At 39.6% G+C, this 25,402-nt stretch carries 22 protein-coding genes; 9 read left to right on the top strand and 13 right to left on the bottom strand.

The genetic code is table 11. From position 1 onward, the window contains the following. Positions 1-35: 35 nt before the first annotated feature. Positions 36-641: a TetR/AcrR family transcriptional regulator gene (locus H5158_RS04460; protein WP_182739543.1), complete on the top strand. Its 606-nt coding sequence runs from the start codon at positions 36-38 to the stop codon at positions 639-641. A gap of 17 nt (positions 642-658) precedes the next feature. Here the strand turns inward: H5158_RS04460 and H5158_RS04465 are convergent, their stop codons facing one another. Both H5158_RS04465 and H5158_RS04470 read right to left on the bottom strand, forming a co-directional pair. Further along, positions 659-1,348 (bottom strand): VC0807 family protein, encoded by a 690-nt coding sequence (locus H5158_RS04465; protein ID WP_149980025.1) that lies wholly within the window; start codon positions 1,346-1,348, stop codon positions 659-661. Between the two features lie 107 nt (positions 1,349-1,455). Then, the gene (locus H5158_RS04470) at positions 1,456-2,364 is read right to left on the bottom strand and encodes a LysR family transcriptional regulator (protein WP_182717758.1); all 909 of its coding nucleotides are present in this window, start codon (positions 2,362-2,364) and stop codon (positions 1,456-1,458) included. 120 nt (positions 2,365-2,484) lie between these two features. Here H5158_RS04470 and H5158_RS04475 point away from each other — a divergent pair, with 120 nt between their 5' ends. The 3 genes from H5158_RS04475 (at position 2,485) to H5158_RS04485 (ending at position 8,047) form a co-directional block, all read left to right on the top strand. After that, entirely contained in the window at positions 2,485-4,473 is a 1,989-nt protein-coding gene (locus H5158_RS04475) for a ligand-gated channel protein (RefSeq protein WP_182717759.1), read from the top strand. Between the two features lie 432 nt (positions 4,474-4,905). Next, a complete protein-coding gene (locus H5158_RS04480; protein ID WP_182739544.1) occupies positions 4,906-6,939 on the top strand; it encodes an ATP-binding protein in 2,034 nt (677 codons plus the stop codon). A 244-nt stretch (positions 6,940-7,183) separates the two neighbouring features. Next, positions 7,184-8,047: a diguanylate cyclase domain-containing protein gene (locus H5158_RS04485; RefSeq protein WP_182739545.1), complete on the top strand. Its 864-nt coding sequence runs from the start codon at positions 7,184-7,186 to the stop codon at positions 8,045-8,047. A 72-nt stretch (positions 8,048-8,119) separates the two neighbouring features. On the opposite strand, the gene H5158_RS04490 is transcribed toward H5158_RS04485, so the two are convergent. The 3 genes from H5158_RS04490 to H5158_RS04500 all read right to left on the bottom strand — a co-directional run bounded on the left by H5158_RS04490 (position 8,120) and on the right by H5158_RS04500 (position 10,982). Continuing rightward, the gene (locus tag H5158_RS04490) at positions 8,120-8,983 is read right to left on the bottom strand and encodes a DMT family transporter (RefSeq protein WP_182739546.1); all 864 of its coding nucleotides are present in this window, start codon (positions 8,981-8,983) and stop codon (positions 8,120-8,122) included. A gap of 131 nt (positions 8,984-9,114) precedes the next feature. Beyond that, complete coding sequence (locus tag H5158_RS04495) at positions 9,115-10,689, bottom strand: PepSY domain-containing protein (RefSeq protein ID WP_182739547.1); 1,575 nt, start codon at positions 10,687-10,689, stop codon at positions 9,115-9,117. Further along, positions 10,686-10,982, bottom strand: coding sequence for a hypothetical protein (locus H5158_RS04500; protein ID WP_145234221.1), 297 nt, complete (start codon positions 10,980-10,982; stop codon positions 10,686-10,688). Before H5158_RS04500 ends, H5158_RS04495 begins: the two co-directional genes overlap by 4 nt. Before the next feature lie 356 nt (positions 10,983-11,338). On the opposite strand from H5158_RS04500, the gene H5158_RS04505 reads away from it, so the two are divergent. After that, positions 11,339-13,414, top strand: a complete 2,076-nt coding sequence (locus tag H5158_RS04505; RefSeq protein ID WP_182739548.1) for a TonB-dependent receptor — start codon at positions 11,339-11,341, stop codon at positions 13,412-13,414. Positions 13,415-13,475: 61 nt separating this feature from the next. Here H5158_RS04505 and H5158_RS04510 read toward each other — a convergent pair whose 3' ends face one another. The 5 genes from H5158_RS04510 to H5158_RS04530 all read right to left on the bottom strand — a co-directional run bounded on the left by H5158_RS04510 (position 13,476) and on the right by H5158_RS04530 (position 18,018). After that, positions 13,476-15,137 carry a methyl-accepting chemotaxis protein gene (locus tag H5158_RS04510; RefSeq protein ID WP_182739549.1) on the bottom strand — a complete coding sequence of 554 codons (1,662 nt, stop codon included), beginning with the start codon at positions 15,135-15,137 and terminating at the stop codon, positions 13,476-13,478. A gap of 228 nt (positions 15,138-15,365) precedes the next feature. Next, on the bottom strand, positions 15,366-16,355 hold the full coding sequence (locus H5158_RS04515) for a Gfo/Idh/MocA family protein (RefSeq protein ID WP_145234213.1): 990 nt from the start codon (positions 16,353-16,355) through the stop codon (positions 15,366-15,368). Positions 16,356-16,357: 2 nt separating this feature from the next. Further along, entirely contained in the window at positions 16,358-17,161 is an 804-nt protein-coding gene (locus H5158_RS04520) for a class I SAM-dependent methyltransferase (protein ID WP_182739550.1), read from the bottom strand. An 8-nt stretch (positions 17,162-17,169) separates the two neighbouring features. Next, entirely contained in the window at positions 17,170-17,541 is a 372-nt protein-coding gene (locus H5158_RS04525) for a hypothetical protein (RefSeq protein ID WP_182739551.1), read from the bottom strand. Positions 17,542-17,598: 57 nt separating this feature from the next. Next, entirely contained in the window at positions 17,599-18,018 is a 420-nt protein-coding gene (locus H5158_RS04530) for a DUF3429 domain-containing protein (protein WP_149980032.1), read from the bottom strand. 245 nt (positions 18,019-18,263) lie between these two features. Here H5158_RS04530 and ahpC point away from each other — a divergent pair, with 245 nt between their 5' ends. The 3 genes from ahpC (at position 18,264) to H5158_RS04545 (ending at position 21,051) form a co-directional block, all read left to right on the top strand. After that, the gene (ahpC, locus tag H5158_RS04535; RefSeq protein ID WP_145234205.1) at positions 18,264-18,833 is read left to right on the top strand and encodes an alkyl hydroperoxide reductase subunit C; all 570 of its coding nucleotides are present in this window, start codon (positions 18,264-18,266) and stop codon (positions 18,831-18,833) included. A 103-nt stretch (positions 18,834-18,936) separates the two neighbouring features. Further along, complete coding sequence (gene ahpF, locus H5158_RS04540) at positions 18,937-20,511, top strand: alkyl hydroperoxide reductase subunit F (protein ID WP_182717766.1); 1,575 nt, start codon at positions 18,937-18,939, stop codon at positions 20,509-20,511. A 135-nt stretch (positions 20,512-20,646) separates the two neighbouring features. Further along, positions 20,647-21,051, top strand: coding sequence for a GFA family protein (locus tag H5158_RS04545; protein WP_182717767.1), 405 nt, complete (start codon positions 20,647-20,649; stop codon positions 21,049-21,051). A 98-nt stretch (positions 21,052-21,149) separates the two neighbouring features. On the opposite strand, the gene H5158_RS04550 is transcribed toward H5158_RS04545, so the two are convergent. Continuing rightward, the gene (locus tag H5158_RS04550; protein ID WP_145234199.1) at positions 21,150-21,620 is read right to left on the bottom strand and encodes a DM13 domain-containing protein; all 471 of its coding nucleotides are present in this window, start codon (positions 21,618-21,620) and stop codon (positions 21,150-21,152) included. 200 nt (positions 21,621-21,820) lie between these two features. After that, on the bottom strand, positions 21,821-22,633 hold the full coding sequence (locus H5158_RS04555; RefSeq protein ID WP_259398462.1) for a transporter substrate-binding domain-containing protein: 813 nt from the start codon (positions 22,631-22,633) through the stop codon (positions 21,821-21,823). A gap of 140 nt (positions 22,634-22,773) precedes the next feature. On the opposite strand from H5158_RS04555, the gene H5158_RS04560 reads away from it, so the two are divergent. Then, complete coding sequence (locus tag H5158_RS04560; RefSeq protein ID WP_182739552.1) at positions 22,774-24,399, top strand: methyl-accepting chemotaxis protein; 1,626 nt, start codon at positions 22,774-22,776, stop codon at positions 24,397-24,399. A 156-nt stretch (positions 24,400-24,555) separates the two neighbouring features. Here the strand turns inward: H5158_RS04560 and H5158_RS04565 are convergent, their stop codons facing one another. After that, positions 24,556-25,401, bottom strand: coding sequence for a patatin family protein (locus H5158_RS04565; protein ID WP_259398468.1), 846 nt, complete (start codon positions 25,399-25,401; stop codon positions 24,556-24,558). Position 25,402: the final 1 nt, after the last annotated feature.

A 25,402-nucleotide genomic window follows, 5' to 3' on the forward strand; every position in this document is an offset into this window, starting at 1 on the left:
TCAAACTAGACTGTCTAGTTTGATTTGAGGTGAAAATGGAAATAACTACCCTAAGTCGGTCAGAACAAAAACGACAACAAATTATTACAGCTGCAACGACCTTGTTCATGGATAAAGGCTTTCCTAATACCAGCATGGATCAAATTGCTAAATTAGCCCAAGTATCTAAACAAACGGTTTATAGTCATTTCAAAGACAAAAATAATCTATTTGTTGAAACTGTAACAGCGCATTGTTCCTCCTCAAACTTACGTAAAGAGCGTTTTGAGCCATCGCAAAGCCTTGAGGAAAACTTACTACGTGTTGTGACTAATTTTATTACACTGGTATTTTCACCCGAGGCATTGAAAGTATACGACACGTGCGTAGCGCACAAGGATGAATACCCTGAGTTGGCCTTATTGTTTTATGACGCTGCCCCTAAAGTAGTGATGCAGCAGGTAGAGGTCTGCTTATGTAGTATTGCACAGGCGGGCTTGCTTGATATCGACAACCCTAAGTTTGCCACGTTACAGTTACTGGGCATGGCCACAGGTGATTGGAAATTACGCCATGCACTTGGGCACGCAAAAATTAATGATGTACCGCCAGCAGCATATATTGAAGATTGCGTAAGGCGGTTTATTAAAATGTATCGCTAAGGCTTTTGAGTAACCACTTACTGCAATATAAATTCATCGATAGGTTGTTTAGTTAATTTACCTATTTGCTTAAAAATGAAAATAATTGCTCCGCCTAATAGCACCATAGTCGGCGCCACAATGACTGGGTAGCTTAACCAAGTCATACGTCCTAACTCTTCGGCATAAGCTGTGGTGCCTGGCATACTAACAACAATACTTTTTGCTAAAAAGTAGTTGAGTGTTGCAGATAAAAAGAACGCACTGGCAACAATAAAACCGGCAAGACGCATTTTTGCATCAAATACCGCGGTGTTGTTTTGTTGCTCTAACGAATGCATAAGTTTATCAATATCAAGCAATTCAGGATTAATTAGTAATTTACGGATCAGCGGATAAGGGGTGTACTGGCTGATCAATACAATCACACCAATAATTGCTGGTACCATCGCTTCTTTAATCGCGATATAAGCTGGGTCAAGTTCAAATAAACTGATACCGCCAGTAAGTAGTACGCTGATAATGCCAAGTACTGAGAAAAAGTTTACTTTGCCTGATTGTTTAAGTTCCCACAAACCAAATAACAGCGGAAAAGCAAGTGCTACCACTACTGCCCATACCGGGCCTAACGTATCAGGTGTACTAAAGCGGCTTAAAATCACCGCAGGTAAAATAATATTAAAAATTATATTACTGAAAAAATTACTCTTCTTTTTTGCCGCTGTCATTATGCATCAATCATTGGTATTCAATACATAAAGTATATACACAAGTTACTTTAAGATATAGACCCGCTGTGTTGCAGTAGTTACAAGTAAGTTTAGGATAATTTGCTTTATGCAGACTGCTTTAATGAATCTGAGATTTCATCACAGTGCTGTTTTAAAATTTCGATAGCCACTTTGGTTTTACCTGCCAAAATATCTCTTGCTGGGGTAATTGCATACACACTGTAGGTTGGCAGTTGCCAGTCAGTGCATAACTCAACGAGTTCTCCTTCTAGCAATAATGATTGTACTTCTGGCTTTGGTAAAATTGCATAACCAACGCCATCACACACTAATTGAATAATACTGTGCATGTTATTAACCACGATACGTGGTTTTGGGAGCGCTTTTTTTTGGCTGTTTAAACTATGCGTTAATGGGTGATCTGCAGTGCAATGCGAGATACGAGTATAATGGTTTAACTGCCAAGGCGACAGTGTGCAATGCTCAGCCAATGGGTGACTTTTATGTACACATAATACGAGTGGCCACTTCGCCAAAGGCCGAGCAACTAAACTTGAATCATCCAGCGGGCCAATCGCTATAGCCAAATCAGCGCCCGACTTTATTATATCAAGGGGTTCGTCAGATAAAGTCAGTTGCACATCAAAATAAGGGTACTGGTTGGTTAATTTTTTAAGCGGTTCACTTAATATTCCGCCACCAAATCCAACCGGTGCTACTAACTTTAATTGACCACTAGGGCTGTTTTGTAAAAATTGCAGCTTTTCACCAGCTTGTTTTGCAGCGGTGAGGATGGTTACACAGCTTTGATAATAAATCTCGCCAGCCTCGGTGAGTGTCAGTTCTCGTGGACTGCGATTAAATAAGCTCAACTTAATATCAAGCTCTATTTGTTTGATTTGTTGGCTAATTGCTGATGTGGTCATGGCAAGATCAACTGCGGCTTTACTCATACTACCCGTTTCAACAATGCGCACAAATACAGTTAATGCGCGAAGTAATTTTGTATTCATTTGGTTAAGTCTTACTTAATACTGTTTTAAGAAAATACACATTGTAGAAAAAGGAACATCTCACTACCATGCAAACGCTAATTATTATCATTTAAACTGCATTTGTCACGGAGAAAAATCATGAACACGGTAAGTTGTAAGTTAATACCGTTAACTAGCGCCATTTTAACCGCGCTTAGTTTATCCAGCTCAATAGTGTTAGCTGATGAAACGAAACAAGATATGGAAGTTATCGTGGTATCAGCGTCAGGTTATGAGCAAATGTTAAAGGACGCGCCAGCAAGCATCAGTGTGATTGATCGCGCAGATCTGGAAAAACGCTTTTATCGTGACTTAACCGATGCAATGACCGATGTTCCTGGAGTTGTGGTTACCGGCGGTGGCGATCGCAAAGATATAAGCTTGCGAGGCATGGCTAGCCAATACACATTAATTTTAGTTGATGGCCAGCGACAATCATCACGTGAAACAAGGCCAAACAGTGATGGACCAGGTGTTGAAGGTGCATGGACACCGCCAATCTCTGCAATTGAACGCATTGAAGTGATACGTGGGCCTATGTCGTCCTTGTATGGCTCAGACGCTATCGGTGGGGTGATAAACATTATTACTCGAAAAACACCCCTGCAGTGGTATGGTGAGCTGCGTTTAGACAGTACAGTTCAACAAAGTAGCGACTCAGGTAATACTAATCAAGGTAGTTTTTTCGCAGCTGGTGGACTTGTCCCAGAATTATTAGGTGTGCAATTATATGGGCAGTTTTCAAAACGTGACGAAGATAACTTTACTTCAGGCTTTAGGGGCAAAGAGCAAAGTAACCTTAAAGCAAAGTTTATTTTAACGCCAAACGATAATCACGAAATAATGCTAGAGGTTGGCAGCGCGCAGCAAAAATTTGAAAACACACTGGGTAAAACAGTTGAACCATTGGCGCCGGGTGAAAGCTGTGGCCGAAGAGGTTGCCCAGAATCATCGACAACAGAGTATGAGCAACAAACTTACTCGTTAACCCATAACGGTTATTATGACTTTGGTAACTCGCGCAGCTATTTAAAATACGATAAGTACGATAATACTTCTCGTGAAATGTTTGTTGAAAACACGGATGCGCAAACCAGTTGGACTTTACCGATTTTTGCCGGTCATAACGCGACGCTTGGTGCAGCCTACTTAAAAGAAGTGCTTGATGATTACACGAGTAATAGGATCAGCGAGTTAACCCATGTAGAAAATAAACAGTGGTCGGTATTTGCTGAGGATGAGTGGAGCACCAGCGACAAATTTAAGCTCACCACAGGTTTGCGTTACGACCACGACGATAATTTTTCAGGCCATTGGAGTCCACGTTTATATGGTGTTTATACCGCCTCTAAGGCTATCACTATCAAAGGTGGTATTTCGACAGGTTTTAGAGCGCCTAATATTCGTCAATCAAATGCAGACTGGGGACAAGTAAGTCGAGGCGGCAATATCTATGGCAACCCAGATCTTAGTCCTGAAAAGTCATTGAATTATGAAATGGGTATTTATTACGATCCACGTGGTGATTACACAATCTCAAGTACGGTGTTTTACAATGAGTTTGATGACAAAATTACGCGAATTGCATGCCCACTTACGCAATGCACGGATGGCCAAAATCAGTTTGGTTCAGATCCGACAACCTATGTAAATGTTGATGAAGCCGTGACTCAAGGGTTTGAATTTTCAGTTTCTTACGACTTAACCAGCGATTTAGGTTTAAGCGCTAATTACACTTATACCGATTCTGAGCAAAAAACCGGGCAATATAAAGGCAGTCCTCTCAATCAGTTACCTAAACATATAGTGCAAACATCGTTAAACTGGCAGCCAAGCGATAAGTTAGGGGGGTGGTTACGTGTGCATTATCGTGGTGAGGAAAGTCAACCAACCACAGGACCTTCACAAAGCAGCCTAATTGCACCTAACTACACGTTAGCCGATGTGGGTGGTAATTATGTTTTGACTAAAAGCGTAAAGTTAGGCTTTGGTATTTATAACCTATTTGATAAAGATATCACTGAGAATGAATATGGTTATGTCGAAGACGGACGCCGTTATTGGGCATCGCTCGGGTGGCAGTTTTAATGCATACCACTTAGTAACCCCTGCTTAGGTTAAGTAATAAGGTCTCAATTGAGGCCTTATTTTATAAATGGAGCTTTATAACTAACTGAAAATATAAATAAACTATTGCTGATGAAAAGTTTCTACTCTAAAGTTAGGGTAGCGTGTGTTTCTATTTCGAAGTTTGCAGCAATGTGTTTGGCTTTTAGGCTAGGCTGAGCTTATGTAGTGTGGTAATTCCCCATAAATAGGCGATAACGCAGCATAACTGGCAAACATACTATGCTCTAAGTGTTAAACCTAAATTGAACAAATTTTAATCCCGAAAGGTCAGTCTCCTTAGTAAGGTAAATATTTAATTACACGCTATAATAATTAACCAATATGAAGTGGTTAGATAAGATTTTTTAGCTATAGCATCTGTCGCTATGCAAAATAATACGAGGTATTTATTTGAATTTCCTTCGAAGCTTCCATGATATTGTATCTGATCAAAGTCAAAGTTTTGACGAGAAAACGCATAGTTTGCTCAAGTTTGGGCTTGATGTATTTAATTTAGATATCGCGATTGTTAGTAAAATTGAACAAAATATTTATACCGTGCTCTACGTTATAACACCTGATAATTCTTTAGCTTCTGGTACAACGTTTGATTTAGAAGGCACTTATTGTGTACATACACTCGCAGCAAATGCCGCGCTTACTTTTCATAAAGCGTCGAGTAGTCGCATTGCAAACCACCCATGTTACCTAAATTTCCAGCTCGAATCTTATATTGGGGCGCCAATAAAAGTCGGTTCAAATGTATTCGGTACAGTTAACTTTTCATCACCGGCTGTATCAACTCCCTTTTCACAACAAGCCCATGACTATGTTGAGTTATTTGCACAATGGCTGGGTGCTGAGTTTGCCCGCAAGATCACCAATGAACAGCTTATTAAAAACAACAATACGCTGTTAAAATTAGAGGCTGTAGCAAATATTGGCACGTGGGAAGTTGATTTACTCACTGATAAAGTCACTTGGAGCGAGCAAACACGACGTATTTACCAAGTTAGTGATAGCTATGTTCCTGATCTTAATGCTGCGACTGAATTTTTTAAAGCAGGAGAAAGCAGAGAAAGCATCGTTAATGCAGTGCACTCTGCAATACAAAGTGGCGAGAAATGGCATCTCGACCTCGAACTTGTTACCGCTAATGGACAGACTTTGTGGGTATCAACATTTGGTGAAGCTGAATTATTAAATGGTCGATGTGTGAGGTTATTTGGTACCTTACAAGACGTGACTGAATCGGTCATGCTTCGCGAAGAGTTAAAAAATAAAAAAGCAGAAGCAGAGCGTATGTTAGAAGATAGAAGCATGCTACTAGCTAAAATAAGTCACGAACTCAGGACACCATTGAACGGCATAACCGGAATGTTAACTACGCTATTAGGTGAGCGCCGTGAAGATAAGAGAGTTGAAAAACTAAAGATAGCTTTGCGTAGCGCGGATATTTTACTGAGTATAATTAACGAAGTGCTCGACTTTTCAAAAATAAACCACGGTGAGTTAAAACTCGAACCAAATCATTTTTTATTAAAAACAATTTTTGTTGATCTTGCTTCGTTGTACATTCCATTGTTTAGAGATAGTAAGGTTGATTTTCAAACAAATATAACGATAGCAGATGACTGTTGGGCTTATTGCGATAATGCTCGGCTGAGCCAAATTGCGTCAAACTTATTAAGTAACGCGTTAAAATTCACTGACGAAGGCTTGGGCTTGGTAAAATTTAATGCTGATGTGAATGTAGTCGGTGATAAATTAGCCTTGCATCTTGAAGTGTGTGACAGCGGAAGGGGGATGACCAACTCATTTTTAGATTCATTGTTCTCACCTTTTACACAAGAAATAGACGCCAAAAAGAGTAAAGGTGGTACCGGCTTAGGCTTGGCAATCGTAAAAGAATTGATTGATTTTATGGGGGGGACAATAACGGTTGATAGTACTTTTAATCAGGGTACGACATTTATCGTGGATATCCCACTTGCAGTCGGCGCAGTACAAATCGAAAATAATCCTCGGGTAAACGTTGTCATAGCGGCAACTAATTTATCGGTTTTAGTTGTTGATGATAACCAAATAAACCGATTGGTACTGGACGCTTCGCTTGAAAAATTAAATATTAAAGCCGATTTTGCAGTTGATGGCGAAGACGCAATTTTAAAGTGTAAGCAAAAAAAATACGATCTTATTTTTATGGATTGCGTGATGCCGCAGCTGGATGGACTTGAGGCCACTAAAATTTTGCGAGCACAACATATTTGTCCTTATGCAGATACCTTAATAGTGGCATTAACTGCAAATACATCATCTACCGATAAAGTTGCGTGCAAAGAAGCTGGCATGGATATGTTTATTTCAAAGCCTTTTAAACTACATTCGATTGAGGAAGCGGTAGTTAATGCTGTAGGAAAGAACAAAACTAAAGAAATAAGCTAGTTTATTAACAGAGAAACATAACGTGGCCTAATATTTGTATGTTTTTTAATGTGGTATTTTATAAAACGCACTATGATTAGTTTTATTATCGCAATATATTATTATTTCTTTATAGCTCTCAACAGCAATGAACCGTATCCTAAGATACGTTATACACTATTACGCAATGATTGATTGCTTAACTGATGGGTACTGTAAATAAATAATAAAGACTGTATTTTTACTGTTTGAGGCATGGAGTTGAATGAAAAATAGTGGTGTGATTTGTCTCTCGGATGTACTTGAACTGATGCTTGACGCTGTTTGCGTGGTTGACAAGCAAGGGGTATTTGTTTTTGTGAGCGCGGCTTTTAAAGACATTTTTGGTTACGAGCCTTGCGAAGTAATTGGTAAACCAATGCTCGACTTTGTTTATAAAGAAGATATTGAGATCACGCTTGACGCAGTAAATACGTTATTATCTGGGGGCTCTAAACCGCGCTTTGAAAATCGTTGGGTGAGAAAAGACGGGCGAGTGGTGCATATATTATGGTCTGTCCGCTGGTCTGATTCACATCAGTTCAGAATTGCTGTTGCTCATGATATCACCGAGCGCAAAAAATTTGAAAAGCAATTACAACATATGGTGGGACATGATCAGTTAACGGGTTTACCCAATCGCATGCTGTTACTTGACCGAATTCAATCGACATTAACGAAAGCTGACCGACAGCAAGTTGAATTATCGCTACTATTTATAGATTTTGATGGTTTTAAAGAAGTTAATGATTCATATGGGCATCAATGTGGTGATCGATTATTGCAAGCAATTGCAGCTCGGCTGCAAGGGTGTATTCGAGGATCTGATACTGTTGGGCGCTTAGGTGGCGACGAATTTTTAGTCTTACTTCATGGGATTAGCTTACGCTCAGACGTACAAAAAACAGCTGAAAAAATCCGCAAAGAGTGCGAACAAGCTTTTGTGATAGATGAACATACATTACAGCTTTCAGTCAGTATCGGTATCGCCAGTTATCCTGAAATGGGCGAGAATGAACAACAACTTATTCAACATGCAGATCAAGCAATGTATGTTGCAAAAAATGCAGGGGGTAATCGTATTGTCTAAACACGTTACTCCCCTTTGATCAAAATCAACATTTAGCTTTATAACTAATATTTTTACGTCTTTTTTGGTTTGTTAGTTGCTGTCTTTACTTGTAGACATTGAACTGCCAACCGATGCAACTATCACCAAAAGAATGGCTAACCATTGCCAAAGAGTTAATAACTCGCCTAAAATTATAAAGCCAGCAAGTGCCGCAATAGCGGGCTCTAAGCTCATCATAATACTAAACCCTTGTGCAGGCATATTACGCAGTGCAACCATTTCCAGCGTATAAGGTAGGGCACTTGACATAATAGCAACCAATAAACCTAAAGGGATCACTTCCCAGCTTAGTAGTGCACCACCTTGAGAAATAGCACCATAAGGCACTAATATAAGCGCCGCGACACTCATACCAAGGGCAACAGTCATCCCGCCAGAGCTTTGATTCCCCGTTTTTTTGCCAAATAAGATATAGCCAGCCCAACATGCACCAGCACCCAGTGCCAGAATCACGCCCAGTAGATCGAGACTTTCTTCACCTTTCATATCCGGGAGCAACATTACAATCCCCGCTATGGCACAGGCGACCCAAAATAAATCTCGCTTACGTCGCGATGATAGCAGCGCTACCGCTAACGGGCCGGTAAATTCAAGGGCGACCGCAATCCCCAATGGAATACGCGCAATGGCGTAGTAAAAAAAAATGTTCATACCGCCTAAGCATAAGCCATAAACAATAATTGGCATGCGTTGACCCAGTGGCGGAAAGGCGCGCCAAGGTTTAAACACTAAGCACAATATCGTTGCTGAAAAACCTAAACGAAGTGCGGTTGTCCCTTCAGGGCCAATTAATGGAAATAGTTGCTTAGCAATTGAAGCGCCTGACTGAATAGTCACCATGGCAAGTAATACACATATAACAGCAATGAAAAAAGGAGAAATAACTCGAGACATAACGTATAAAAAATGAAAAAGGAAATTATCTGCAGAGTGTACAGATTAATGTAACAATTTAATATATTTGCGATAAATAGCAGCCATTAAGTGATGCAGGCTCACGTATTAAACAATGCGTGAGCCTTTATTTACCTTATGAACTCTATTGTTTTGTGATCCAGAATTACTTTATCTTTAAGGGGTTTTTGCTTTAAGCGTTTAGCGATAAAGAAAAACATAACTGAGAAAAGTGTGGCTATAAAATCAACAGAATAGCTTTCGTAATAGGGGAGCAGAGCTAAATTATTCAGGCCTTGAATAACACTCGAGATGGGTAAACATACGGTTAAAATCGATAATGTTATTAAGCCAGTATAGCTTGCTTTGTTAGCGCCTAGTGTAAAGCAGTAGGCTAAGGAAATAAAAAAAACAACATAATAACACTGCATATAATGGTTATTAATGTTATTTATCAGTATGTTACTCCATTTTGCTAACAATAATACTGCAACAACAGCGAGCATGGATCCTAAACACACGCCAATCGTTAACTTTGCCATAATATGTGTGCCGGTTTTATTTGCATCTTTTTTCATTCGTTTGTCTATCCATAATAAGTTGCCTGAATAAAAAAGCAATGCGCCGAATAGTCCCATTATAAAGTAAGCCCAGCGACCCCACTCACCGCCATATGTTCCAAAATGCAGTGAAAAGATACTCGCGACAAAATTGCCCCAGAAGCTTTCTTCACCCTGTGGGTAAGTTGATCCGCTGATCTCTAAAGTATACGGGTTCATAAATAAATAATCCGTATCAGGTCCACGTACCACTGCAGAATCATTACTCATTTTAAATACAGCGGAAGGGGACGCTAAATTCAATCGACTGTAGCTAATATGTATTGGCTCATAGCCTGTAGCATAGCCCTTAGCCGCTAGTATTTGTGTATCAATACGTTTCAGTTCGCTGATGTTATAAGCGTGTGTTGCGGTTGGGGGACGCTCAAATAGTGGTTTGTCACCATAAAACTGGGCCAAACCATCATAAATTAAGTCGTGAAAAGCAAATACAATAACAGTAAACGCAATGATCAAATGAAAGGGCAAACTCGCAACGCCAATAAGGTTATGGCTATCTAACCAAAAGCGACTCGGGCCTTTTTCTTTTCGCAGCGCAAAAAATGTTTTTACCAGTGTTGGTAAAAGGATAATTACACCGGACACCAAGGCTAAAAAATACAGTCCTGCAGCAATACCAAGAATGTAAACGCCAGATTGGTCGTGGCCAATTTCACCAATAAAGCCTGCGGTACGGTGTAGGTAATCGATTAAATCAGCAAGTTTATGTTCTGCTTGATCAGCAATTATCAGCTTTTGATCTTCATCAAGATATGCTGTTTGCTGTTGATTATCTAGGTGCATGCCACGAGCTTGACCTTGTGTATACCACGACAGTGGCGCAGCTGTTGTTAAAAGGTCGAGTTCAAAACCTTTTGCCATTTGCTCAGGATAAACAGTGATGGCTTTGTCGACTAAGCTTTGATAGTTTGTAGTAGTGGGATCGGTAAGTGGTGCAGTAGTTGGCTCTGCCCATTGTTGGATTTCATGTTTAAACATGGTCAAACTACCAGCATAAAAGCCGATGAAAAGTACTAAACCTGCAATGATCCCCGTCCATGTATGCACACCTTGGTAGGTGCGTAAAATATCGGCTCTTACTTTCATAATCCACCCCTTAACAGCAAAAATAAACTATACAAAATAACATTTGCTCCACCGAGTATGAGCCAAGCTTGCCTCGCTGAATTAAATAAATAAGTAAAACTAAAGAGCGTGAGCCATAAAATCGGGATCATCCACATATTAAATTGAACCTTGTCTTGGGCATCAATTCCGCCTGGGCCGTACCAAGCAAAAAAAGCAATCAGAATATAAGCCAGCGCTAAACCCAGCAATACACCAGCTAAACTTTTACCAAGCCAAGTTGGTTGAATTTTTTGTCTTTGCTCAGATGTCATTTCTTAGCCCTTTCACTTTAATTAAGCTTGCAAATGGCATGACCATTAAAGCGAGCATCAGTATTAAAATAATAAAGAAGCTTGCTGCTAATTTAGACAGTGTAGAAAAAGAAATGATAATTGCAGTTATAAACAGCATTAGCGCAAGTGTACGCCAGTGTTTAGAAATAGGTTTAGTAAGTAATCTTTGATGGCGATTACTGCAGTAGAGCACAGTTATAGCAATGAGTAAGATAACAATAACGGTAAATTGAGACATAAGAGCAATAATAGTTTATTTTTAATGCCATTCTAAATGATAAGTAAACTCAATTGCAATACTGTAGTTGATATGGTATTTTTTCGCGCAATTTAAAATGTCTCAAAAAAAGGAAATTATTTTGGCTGCTTTATTTAAACGCAATAAGCTTTCACTGCTTATTGCCAGCGCGCTGTTATTTACTCAAGCTCAGGTATTAGCAGATGATGAGGGTAATCGCGAATCAATCGATACTATCGTTGTTACGGGTGAAAAAATAGCAAAATCACTTAAAGACACTATTACCTCAGTTGCGGTCGTCGATAAGTCGTTATTAGAAAATGGTCAGCTAGCATCTGTTTCAGAAGCGCTTGCAGAAATGGCGAATGTAGTGGTGTTAACGGGGTCAGTTCCTGATATGCGTGGTGTGTCAGGTAACGGTGGAGCAACAGGGTTTAATTCGTTTAGTGGTGGCTCTAAAGCGCGAGTATCAACGTTAGTTGACGGTGTAGGTCAGCCGTTTGTCGCTGATTTAACCGGTGATACTGGTTTGTGGGATATGGAGCAAATAGCAGTGTATCGAGGTCCACAATCAACAAGTAATGGTCGTAATAGCATTGCTGGCGCTGTTTATATGACAACCAAAGCACCGACTCAAGACTTTGAAGGCGCAGTGCGAGTCGGTTACCGCAATCAAGATAGCTACCTTGACACCGCAGCCGTTGTTTCCGGTGCATTAGTTGAAGATGTACTTGCTTTTAGGTTATCGACTCAATATGTTGATGGTGAAACTTACAGTAACCCAACTGTCTATGAAACAAATCCGACAGATCGCGATCTAAATAAATTAAACACCTCAAGCACCCGAGCAAAATTACTTTATACTCCATTTGATGATCTATCAATTCAACTAAGTTATTCAAACTACAGTGAAAAAGGAAATTCTGGTCGTCATTATTATGAAGGTGACAACCCATCTGATTATTTACCACTGTTTCAACGTATAATGGATACAGATTCAGATACAACACAAATCGATTTTGAATATAAGATTGATGAGAACTTCTCTGTGGATCTGCTGGTGGCATATATGGATTATCATTGGGCGTTTGATGCTTATGAGCCGCTAGCAACAGCAGAATCTGATGTTACTATGGATGAAAAAAATATTACCATTGATGGTAAATTAAACTTCGGTCTTAGTAGTGATTTTTACTCAGGTTTTATTGGCTTAGCTTATTTCGATCGAGATCAAGATTTCGACAGTACTGGAGCAACAGATTATTTTGGTGATGATAGCAGTGATTCGATAGCTATTTACTCAGAGGCAAGCTTCAACCTAACAGATAAGTTAATAGTAACAGGTGGCTTGCGGGTTGAACATGAAAGTCAACTTCGTAACTTTAACATGGCATTTAGAGGCGATACCTTAGCTGAACAGCTAGATGATTCTAATACTATTAAATTACCTACCTTAGCTATTCAATACAAAGTTACCGAGGCAACTACTTTATCAGCCAGTGCGCGGCGTGGTTATAATTCCGGCGGTGGTGCACTCGACTTTAATGCTGAAGATTATTATTACTATGATGAAGAAACTGTTAATACCTATGAGGTAGGCACACGTAGTGTATTAAATAACGGCGACATTAATATCAGTGCAAATGTCTTTTACAATAACTTTGACGGTTATCAGGCATTAAGTTCAGATCGTAGAATTACTAATATCGATGACGCTCATAGTTATGGTTTAGAGCTTGAGGCTTACAGTATGTTAGGTGAGCAATGGCAGTTACATGCTGGTCTAGGATTGTTAAAAACAAAAATTGACGCATCTACAACGTATTCTGAAGCGGTTGGTAACGAACTTAATTCAGCCCCTTCATTTACAGCCAGTTTAGGTCTGTCTCATTGGTTTACTGACAACCTTAAAATCAATGTCAGTGCAAATTATGTCGATGAGTATTACGGTGATCTTACTAACAGTGAAGAGCGCATGGCAGGTGATTACACTATTACTCGCGCTACAATAAGCTATGACACAATGAATTGGTTAATTAGCGCTTATATTAATAATGCCTTTGATGAACAAGGTTATACCAGTGTAGAGCCTGTAAGTGGCAGGTATCCAACTGGTTATGTCTCTGTTGTTAGCCCACAAACATTAGGTGCTTCAGTTACTTATCGTTTTTAGCTACTCTAAAACCTTAGGCTGTTGCTGTATAAAAGCCTGAGGTTTTTAATCCAGAGATCCGTTAACTTAATTTAAACTTATTTATTTGTGTATTTAAATTAATCGCAACTTGCGCGAGTTCACTAGACGAAGACGAAATTTGTGCGGTTTGCGACTTCGACTGCATACTGGCATCTTGAATACCAGTTAAGCGTTCAGCTATATCTTCGGTTACTTGTGCTTGTTGCTCGGATGCAGCTGCAATGGTTCGGTTTGCATCTGAAATTAAGCGCACTTGGGTGCTTATTTCTTTGAGCATTGAGCCCACTTTTTCTGAGTTTGATACTGCGTCTTTAACCCGCGTATCACTGCTACGGATCCGTTCGGTTACAGCGTTACTTGCAGACTGTAAGCTATTGATTTTTTGTTGTATCTCAACTGTTGAGCTTTGTGTTCTGCTCGCTAATGTCCTTACCTCGTCGGCAACGACGGCAAAACCTCGACCTTGTTCGCCAGCTCGTGCGGCCTCAATTGCAGCATTAAGTGCTAATAGATTAGTTTGTTCAGCAATATTGCTGATCACATTTAAGATCACCGCTACTTCGTTAACTGAAGATTCGAGATCATTTAAATCATTAATTGACTCGGTTAATATTTCAGCAACCGATTCGACAGAATGAATACTCTGATTAACGACATCGATCCCTGCTTGTGTTTTAGCATCTGCATCTCCTGCGTTTTGAGCCGCTTCAGAGCAGTTTTTTGATACTTCTTTGACGGCGGTGGAGTTTTCATATACTGAACTTGAGATCACCTCAATTGCTTGACTCTGCTCGTCATTAAGCTGTCTTGCCTGCTGTGCAATAGAATCTAGCTCGTTTGCAGCAATTTGGGCTTGTTGGGATTGCGAGTTAATTTCTGACAGTAAGGTAGATAGTTTATCGATCATAATATTAAAACTGGCTGATAACTCTGCAATTTCATCGTTACCGGAGTGAGCAATTTTATGCGTTAAATCACCATTGGCGATTCGTTGTGCTTCATTGACTAATAGCGTGGTTGTCTTTATTACGCGCTTCTCAAGCTGTAAGTAGCATAAAATTAAAATAGTGATTATAACTAATACCATCACAATACTAATAAGGCTTAAATTAGCAACACGATTGTTATTATTCATTACTTCTTGCAAGCTGCTGTTTTCTACCGCAGCTAAAAATTCTTGCACCGGTGTCTGTATTTTAGCTACTTCATCCATATATCCCTTATCGGTTAGCAGTCCTATTGCCTGTACCCACTGTTTTGATTCGCTCGTATTTAATAATGATGGTGATTGCCCAGCAAAACTACTTACCAATTGAAAAGCTTGTTCTTCAGTGTTGACTAACTGCAAAGAGAGCGAGTTAGATTTATTTAGCAAAGCAAGTTCTTGTTCATTTACATTAAATTCTTTTAAGCGATCAATATAAGATTTTTTACGACCGTCTAACCAGGGTTCAGTTCCTTCAATTTGATTTACAAGTTCATAGTATTGTTTTCTATAGCTAGGTTGTAGGGTGACAACATATTGTCGGGCGAGTTCTGTTAGCTCGATAGAGTTGGAGGCCGACAGCTTAGCAAAATGACTTAGCTGATAGCGTTGCTGAGCTGATTGTTGACTATCAGATAATCCTGTTTTTAACAGTAATATGATAATGAGTAGCCCTGCTGCAATTGTGATTGCTAGAGCAAAAACAGTTCTTAGCATTAATCTTATTGTCAAAATTGCCTCTGATGCGATTTAATAATAATGCTAAATAACTATAGAATATAATTTCAATTAACTAAAGAATTCATGAATTTTATTTGCAAACTAGGAAGATTTGGATACGCATTAAATTAGTGAGCAGATTGCAAGAGTATGATAAAAGTGACAACAACATTGACAAGCCTCAAAGCATTGAGGCGTTGTTTTGCGTGAATAATATTTTGTAGCTTATAGTCGGTCGGCTGGATAAATAACACCAAGTTGCTGTCTTGCTTTATCAAGTACAGCCATCACATTGATACTTAGTTGATGGGTATTGATAGGTGATTCGAGTTGTCCTGCGTTGGCAATTGTAATGAAATGGGCAACTTCGTGGCGCATAAAGTGTTCATCAAATGGCTGTGATAATTCTTCAACACTGCCATCATTAGCAATAAATTGTATCTGTTTTAATAACGAAACGGCTTCAATTCTGATACGGCCCAGCTCACCTTGGATTTCTGTAAAATTATCACCTTGAGATATTTTTGAATAACTGATCACTGCTTGCTTATCACTATAATTTAGTAATACATCACCAGCACCATCTACCCCTGTTTCAAGTAATACTCCACTGGCTTTTACCGTGTTTGGTGCACCCCAAAGTGCAATCAAGATATATAGCGGATAAACCCCTAAATCGACGAGCGCACCATTAGCGAATGCTGGCAAAAAGGTGTTAGGGCGCTCACCATTTTTGTATTTATCATAGCGTGATGAATATTGACTATACTGACCTATGTATTTACGTGGCGTCCCAATTTTGGCAATGGCTTGTTGTAAAACGGCAAAGTTAGGCAAGTGAGTGGTCATCATCGCTTCCATATAAAGGCGATTATTTTGTTTTGCTGCGTCCACTATCGCGGCTAATTCTTGGCTATTTGCTGCTGCAGGTTTTTCACCTAACACGTGTTTTCCTGCATTTAAACAGGCCACAGCATAGCTTTTATGCAAACTATTGGGGGCTGCTATATATACAGCGTCTACACTGTCGTCGCTGCATACTTGCTCAATAGTCGTAAATACTTTTGCATTTTTTATAGCGTGCTTAGCTAAAAATGCATGACCGCTTTGTTCGGCTCGCGAACATACGCCATATAATGAAAACTCACTGACTGTTTTAGCCGCTGCAAGTAAAGTATCGCTAATAAAATTAGTGCCGACTATCACAAAATTCATGGTCACTCCTGATTGTTGAATTGTGCAAGCCAAGCTTGCCAGTCTGCCTCAAAGCCTAACATTTGTTGGTGCTTTTTAGCTAATAGGTGTTTTTGTTTATCTTCACTGGCTTGAAATGGACCTACTCGGCACAGCGAACAGCTATCAACTGCTAAGTAGCTTGGTATAGTTAATCGATTATGGAGTTCAGTCGTTTCTTTGGGGCTGAATACATAAGTGGTGCCACTGGTGTCTTTTACGTGTTTGTCACGATCAACATTACGGATTTTATAGCCAGGGAAAGGACTGATATCAAATGGCATTTGGCCGATATAGAGTGATGCTAAGCCATAATTTAAGCTGCCTTCAATATTCCACTCACGATATGGTTTAACATCTTTTGAGGTGATGTAGCACAACATTGGGCCATTGTTATCAAGAGCATAGCTGGTGGCATATTTAATATATTGGTGTAGCAAAGCCCGGTTGAGGGTGTTCATACTGGTTGTTTGGGTGTTTTCACGATAAGCACTCTCCCCGACAAAAGCAGGAATAAGCGGAAATTGAAAAATCACCACATCAAATAGCTCGCCATTTAAGCGTTGCCAGGCTTGTGGGTCAGTCACATCAAAACTATCAAGTACCGTAATGTGATGATCTTGCAGTGCATTTAGTGCGTTATCAGCATATTTGGAGGTGATCGTGGCTGCACTATCATAGGTAGAAGCAACTAACTTGGCCGGCTTTAGATCAGTAGATAAAGCATGAGAAAACGATAAGTCGCCATCGCCAACGGTAAGGATCCGCCAATTAGGATTTAAATACATTAATTCAATTATTCTAGTGGTGTGTTTTTAGCATCATGATCAATTAAACGTAAAAACGCTAAGCGAGTCTTTAGTCCTTCAATCGCGATTTGTTTGATAATTAAATTAAACGTGATTAATACTGCAAACGCAATATGAATAGGGCCATGAGTAAAGCCTGCGTCAGGATCGAAGAGCATTAAGCCAAACAGTAAAAAGAGTACCACGAGTGCAATTTCAAGCCATTGATTAGAATAAAACGATAATCGGCCTTCACTCTTATGATCTTTCTTGATTTGAATAGCACAAAAAAAAGGGATCACTTTAATTTTGAATTGAGCGCTTTTCTCAACATAGTTTTCACCGAGTTGATCAAGCTGTTGGCGCAATTGGTCTATCATTTTAGTTCCTCAAAAAGCAGTGCACGGATGGTACATTAATCCGTTTTAAAGGGCGAGCTAGTTAGGGTATAAACTAATGCCTATTACTAATATATGGCAAACAAACACCACTGAGGTTAATACAAAGCGCATTTTTTGATAATCAGCATGGTAGCTTTGCCATTGCGGGCTGGTTTTTTCAAATAGTAATACCAGCCAAAAACTAACCGCTAACCAAGCCAAGGTTATGTGTTGTGGTAAAAAAGCTAAAAAGCCAAGCGGTAAAATCGGTAGTATAGCCTTAATCGCATCTCGATAACTCTGTTGTCCAGCGTGCCATAAGTTACCACTCATAAAAGCCAAAATTGCAATACTATAAAAAGTAAAAAACTGCATATTAAAGTTATTACTACCGACTAATAACGGCCAACCGACACACGCTAAAAAGGGCAATAAGCCTAAATAGCCTAACTGGATATGATTGATGAATTTATTCATGGCTTACCCCAAAATTAACTAAAAATACGTATTCGCGATATTTTTCAGTGAGCATTGTAACATTAGACGCAAAAAAAGCTTTAGCCCTATCTGTCCAGATGACAATGACCGCTTCAGTCAATAAAATCGATTGAATTAATCTAAACAATCAATTTTATTAATTTTTATTTACACCTTATTGTATTACTCAAGCCAACGCAGCAACCTGCGTTGTTTACACTTTAAATAAACAAATGAGGAATACTATGAGCACTTCATTAATTAACACTAAATTACAACCTTTCAATGCAACGGCTTACCACAATGGTGATTTTGTTGAACTATCAGAACAAGATGTTTTAGGTAAGTGGTCTATTTTCTTTTTCTACCCAGCTGATTTTACCTTTGTATGTCCTACGGAACTGGGTGATGTTGCAGATCACTACGCGCAATTACAAGAAATGGGTGTAGAGGTTTACTCCGTATCGACTGATACTCACTTTACTCACAAAGCATGGCACGATACATCAGACACTATTGGTAAAATTACTTACCCTATGATCGGTGACCCAACAGGACGTATTACACGTAACTTTGGTGTAATGATCGAAGACGAAGGCCTAGCACTTCGCGGTACGTTTGTAATGAACCCTGAGGGCGAAATCAAAATCATTGAAACACATGATTTAGGTATTGGCCGTAGTGCCAAAGAACTAGTACGTAAAGTACAAGCGGCACAATACATTGCGACTCATGATGGTGAAGTATGTCCGGCTTCTTGGCAGCCAGGTGAAGAAACATTAGCACCATCGCTTGATTTAGTTGGCAAAATTTAAATCTACTATTACAAAGCATTAATATGCTTGAAGGCTCATCATCACAATTTTATTAAGCACATTAGCGTGATGATGGGCATTTTTGCTAAAACAAGGGTAAGTCATGTTAGATACCAACATTAAAAATCAATTAAAAAGTCACTTTGCAGCTATTGCTGATCCTGTTGAGCTACTTATCGCCTTGGATGACAGCAAAAAATCAATAGAAATTGACAATTTAGCCAACGATATTGCGTCGTTGAGCGACAAATTTTTGGTGCGAGATAATCCAGATAGTGGCGTACGCCGTCCATCAATAACGGTATCTTCACCTATTCGAGATAGCCAAATTACCTTTGCTGGTGTGCCGATGGGGCATGAGTTTACCAGTTTGGTATTAGCGTTGTTACATACGGGCGGGCATCCGAGTAAGGCGTCGGCTGCAGATCTTGACCAAATCAAGTCACTGACTCAGCCACTTGAGTTTGAAGTGTATATTTCATTAAGTTGCCAAACATGCCCGCAAGTCGTACAAGCGCTTAATTTAATGGCTGCTAATAATAGCAACATCAAAGCAACTATGATTGATGGGGCATTATTTCAAGATGAAGTAGAGCAGCGAAATATACTTGCAGTACCCGCGGTGTACTTAAATGGCCAGCCCTTTAGCCAAGGTGCGATGAGCTTAACTGATATTTTAAATAAAGTTGATAGTAAAGGGGCAGAGCGCCAAGCCGCTTCTCTCAATGAAAAATCACAATTTGATGTGCTTGTCGTAGGTGGTGGTCCTGCTGGTGCATCTGCAGCAATTTATTCAGCACGTAAGGGCTTAAATACGGGCATTGTTGCTGACCGGTTTGGTGGACAAGTAGCTGATACGCTAGCAATCGAAAATTTTATATCTATTAAAGCAACCGAGGGGCCTAAGCTCGTAGCTCAGCTTGAAGAGCATGTTAAAGAGTACGATGTAGATGTCATGCATAATCAACGAGCCGTCGCTCTTAGTTATAAAAATGGTTATGAAATCACGCTTGAAAACGGAGCTGTGCTCAGTACTAAATCGTTAGTACTGGCAACGGGCGCTCGCTGGCGTGAAATGAACGTAGCTGGTGAACAACAATACCGTGGTCATGGTGTAGCGTATTGTCCACATTGTGATGGACCGTTATTTAAAGGCAAACCTGTTGCCGTTATTGGTGGTGGTAATTCGGGTATAGAAGCGGCAATTGATTTAGCTAATATTGTTGAGCACGTTACGGTACTTGAATTTGCAGATACGTTACGCGCCGATGACGTCCTTATTCGTAAAGCCAATAGCTTAGAGAATATCACCATTATTAAGAATGCCCAGACTACAGAAGTACTCGGTGATGGTAAAAAAGTGACGGGCTTAAGCTATACTGACCGCACCTCAGGTGAGAACAAACAGTTAAACTTAGCCGGTATATTTGTGCAAATTGGCTTAATACCTAACACTGAATGGTTAAAAGACAGTAATGTTGAACTCAGTCAGTTTGGCGAAATAATAATAGATGCAAAAGGAGCGACATCTTTAGCGGGAGTATATGCTGCGGGAGATGCAACGACCACACCATTTAAGCAAATCATCATTGCGATGGGCAGTGGTGCAACAGCAAGCCTAGGGGCATTTGATTACTTAATTCGTCAAACACCTAGTGAAGAGCAACGCGTAGCATAAATAAAATTATAGTCTCTTGATATAACAGCTCCCACCCATAGCTGTTTGTTCACCCAAGCCGCCCTCTCCAAAGGCGGCTTTTTTGGATAAAAAATTGTGCTAGTATTTAGGCTTATTTTTTTAAAGAGTTTTAGCATGTATCAAGGAAGTTGTTTGTGTAACAAGGTCACAGTGCAAATTGATGGCCCGATCCAGAGCATTATTCATTGCCACTGCTCGTTGTGTCGTAAAGCCAGTGGCACTGCATTTGCAACCAATGGATTTATCTCTCGTGTTGACTTTAAAGTAACCAAAGGCAATGAGTGGTTAAGCAGCTTTGAATTTAAACCAGGGCGTATCCGCTATTTTTGTAGTGCATGCGGTAGCCCAATTTACAGTGAAAACCTTGATGATATAAGCAGACTAAGGTTGCGTCTGGGTATACTCGATAGTGATATTACAGAGCGGCCAATTAGTCATAATTTTGTCAGCTCAAAAGCGAATTGGGAGCAAATAAATGCTGATATCCCACACTATGATGGTTTTGAACCGACCCGCTAAGTTCGTTGGCTGATAGTGTTTTTATAATAAGTAAACTGGTAAATAGTCTGTGCCGCAACTCTCTGTTGCTTTTAAAGCAGTTGTTTCCCAGTACTTGTTCATTGGTACTGAGCCGCGGTTATAAATTGTTCAAAACTCTCACACCACACAATAACAGTGTTAAAGCGTGCAATATTAATATCGGCTGGCACCTTAATTATAAAACCATCGAATGTATTTATGCTTGCAACCCTTGTCATTGTGCCTTTATAGGCTAAAAAATCGGCTTCATTATCAATAAAGCGATTAGCTAAATAAAGTTGGTAATCTGGGCCTGGGCTCAAGGTGCCATCAAAAGAGATCATTGCATTGGTTAATCTGACTTGGCCGTTACCATAATGCAAAGCATCGGAGCCTGCGAGGTCAGCTTTGAATTCACCACTATAAAGTGCTTGCTGAGCATGTGTGGCTAGCTCAAGTTTGCTGGGGGATGGTGGGGCCGTTAAAATTGGCAGTGTGTATAACCCCGCAACAAAGCCAACACAAAATATCATCAGATAAACGACTACCTGCCACAATTTACGCATCATAATAAGACCTTATCCATGAGAGTATTCAGTATATAGGGCAAAACAAGCGGATGCCTTCATCTATAGTTATAAGCTAGCTTACAAAATTGGATTGGGCGAGTTCAATCTTAATTTAAGTATTTACTTTATTAGGGTGCTTGACCCTATTGTGAACTGACTTAGTTGTTAGCTCGCAATAAGTAATGTGAGCTATGGTGTCGCTAATTTAGGTGAAAAACTTTTCTCGATGATAATGCGAGATCTCGTTCTTTTTCACCAAAAAATTGTTGATAAAGCTGCGCAAACTTACCGTTTTTTTGAAGTTTTAGTAACCCTGCCTCTAACTCCATTAGTAAAGCATCGTTTTGTTTATGAGTGTAAAAATAATAATGACTCGGGTATTGCAACATGATCGTTGGTTCAATCATTAAGTTTTGATGCTGCAGTTTAGTCACCTCAGCGGCAATAGCTGATACCGAGCGAGGAAAATAATCTGCCAAACCTGTCTCGAGTGCTCTAGTCATGCCTTTATAATCTAGCTCACCATTAACAGTGAAGCCATTGCGGATAAGTACATCATAATCAGACCAACTTTGCTTTTGTAATGCGATTAAAGGCTTAAGCTGTGCTGAAGTTGATATTTCAGCGAAGCGCGGTTGTTGATTTTTATTAATTATTAGTAATCGCTTGCCGTGTAAACCTTGGTAAATTGACAATGAGGTATGATGTAAATCTGGGTAGCTAGTAGCAGGGAGCGATAGCCAAGCTAAATTAATACTGCTTGCTTTTGACAACTCTTCCACCACGCGTTTTTTATTCATTGGTCTAATGGAGTATATAAAATTAACCTGTTTTCCTTGCTCAGCAAAGGCGAGCGTTAACAGCGCATGAATATAGTGATTACGAGGGGTATCGGTGTTGCTGGGGCTGGCTAAATGAAGATTAACGATTGCTTCATTTGCGTGTACAAAGCTAGTAAACGCCAGAGGCAATAACAATAACCAGAGCACGCCAAAATTATACAATTTCATCATTGAGCTATAACTTAAAATTTTATGACTCTAGTATAGCAAAATTATAATACCTTATTTTTGCAAAAAATATTATAAAAACGTAGAGGCTTTTGAATTACGTATTATACTTGTAAATATTAAAGATGTAGCTTTGGAATACTATGTTAAATAATTATTTGGTCCGTTCCCGTTTAATTGTATTAGCGCTTTTACCTGTTGTAATATTTACGATTACTGCCATATATTCAATTAGTACTATGGGAGGGTTAGTCAAAGGAATTGACAGTTTATATGAAAACCGTATCGTACCATTGAAACAGATAAAAACAGTGTCAGATAACTACGCAGTTAATATTGTTGATTTACTTCATAAATTTAGAGCCGGGACTATAAGCCAAAATGATTTATTAGCGGCAGTACAGCAGTCTCAAAATACAGCCGATAAAGAATGGAATACTTACCTTAGTACAGACTTAATCAGTGAAGAAAAAAGCTTAGTAAATACTGTTGAACAAAAACTTAAGCCAGTTCAAGCGCACCTCAAAAATTTGTTGAATAAAATACGCAATGGGGATTTCCAGTCACTCTCTCAACAGCAGTTTGTTACTGATCTATATGATGTATTCGATCCGTTAAGTGCGAGCTATCAAGCTTTAATAGAGCTGCAATTAAATGAAGCGAATCACTTTAAAAAACAAGCCGACGAAAACTTTGCGTTAGTAAGTCTAGTGATGAAATTATCAGTAGCACTGTTGATTTTTTTGTTGTTAGCCATTGCTTATTTTATTTATCGTTCAATTCAAAATCCATTGATGGCGCTGCGCGATACCATTACGCAAATTGCAAATAATGCTGACTTGCGAATACGAGCCAATGTACTTGGTGAAGATGAAATTGCAGATACTGCGCGAAACTTTAATAATATGTTGTCACGTATACATACTTTAGTAACCGATGTATCTGGGGCGACGTTAACTTTATCTTCTGCGGCAGAAGAAATGAACTCAATTAGTGAGCAAGTGGCCTCAACAGCCACAGAGCAAGAGCAACAGTCTACAATGATTGCGACAGCCATTACGCAAATGAGTAGTGCGATTGAACAAGTGGCACAAAATGCGATGGCCACATCAGAAAAAGCCACTAATGCAGATAGTAAAGCACAACAAGGGCAGCAAGCCGTTGCTGATAATATTAGCTCAATCCAAACGTTATCTAAGTTAGTAAATACAAATACACAATTAATAAACGATCTTAATACACAAACAAATGATATAAATCAGGTTGTAATGATGATCCAAGGCGTTGCAGAGCAAACTAACTTACTGGCTTTAAATGCTGCGATTGAAGCCGCAAGAGCAGGGGATTCTGGTCGTGGTTTTGCTGTTGTTGCCGATGAAGTAAGGCAGCTTGCTCATAATACCCAAAAAGCCACAGCGAGTATTAATGAAATGATCAGCAAGCTACAAGGTATGGCTCAACAAGCTGTTGTTGCTATGGGCAACGCTGAAAGTAGTGCACAAGAAAGTGTTGATCATGCAGAATATTCATCACAAGTTTTAACTGAAATAAATCAAGAGGTAACCGAAATTGCCGATATGAACACGCAAGTGTCAACAGCCACTGAAGAGCAAAAAATGGTGGCCAATGAATTAAGTAGTAACATCAACGAGTTTAGTTCTAGTATTGCATCAGTGAGTGAAAGTTCACAGCAAAACGCACAAGCATCACAGGAGTTGGCCTTACTCGCAAGTATGTTACAACAACAAGTAAATGAGTTTAAAATATAACACTGTAATGAGTGTACCTTGTTATTAATAGAGTACGAATGACAAGGTACAGTCTAAATTTATTCGTTTTCACAAGGTTTGGTTCGCGCAGTTTTGTGACAACATCAGCAAAAAAAATAAGCTGCCATACACTTTTTTATAGATAAAATCATTGTTCTATAGCTGTATGCTTTGCAAATGTTGCTGTGCAGCCACAATCCCCATTTGGTAACCATCGCTGAGCTTTTGATAGTTTTTAGTGGTGCGGCCAACGTTAAAGTCAGCCGGTGGTGCGATGATATTTATTTTACAGTCTGCAGGTGGATTATGAATAAACGCAATACTGGCATTATAGTTATCAGCTCGCGCTAAAGATGCACTGGCAAGTGCCGGGTGGTTTTTATAAATGCGGCGTGTAAACCATGGGGCCTTACTGGTTTTTTTACGATATCCAAGTGGTTGTGATAAAACGACCGTGATTTCTTCAGCTCCCATTTGATAGGCTTTTCGGATCGGAATTGAATCAGCCACACCGCCATCGGTCATGGCAACACCATCTATGACTGGGTAATCTCGATAAGCAATAGGAATCGCACAGGAGGCTTTTAACTGTTGCTCCATTTGCTCTGCTGTCGCTTTTAAATATTGCGCTGATGCTGTGTCTATATCGGTAGCGACAATATAAAATTCACAGTTCTGTGTTGCAAATGTGCCAAGATCTAAACGAATATCAGCCATGGTGGTTTGCCATAACCAATCTAAGTCAAATAAATGTCCGCCACGGATAAAGCGCGCTAAATTAATAAACTCGGGTCGACATGAATAATCAGTGATCACTTTATGATTACGTTTAGCTTGTTGGCATAAATAAGCCGCAATATTAGTTGCCCCAGCAGAAACACCAAAGCAGCGATTAAATGGTTGGTATTGTGCCCCTAAGAACGCATCAAGTACGCCGGTGGCAAATATGCCGCGCATTGCACCACCTTCTACAACAAGGGTGTGTTTGTTGTTGCTCACCAAA

It is taken from the genome of Pseudoalteromonas sp. SR45-6 (assembly GCF_014163545.1).
Classification (GTDB): Bacteria; Pseudomonadota; Gammaproteobacteria; order Enterobacterales; family Alteromonadaceae; genus Pseudoalteromonas; species Pseudoalteromonas rhizosphaerae.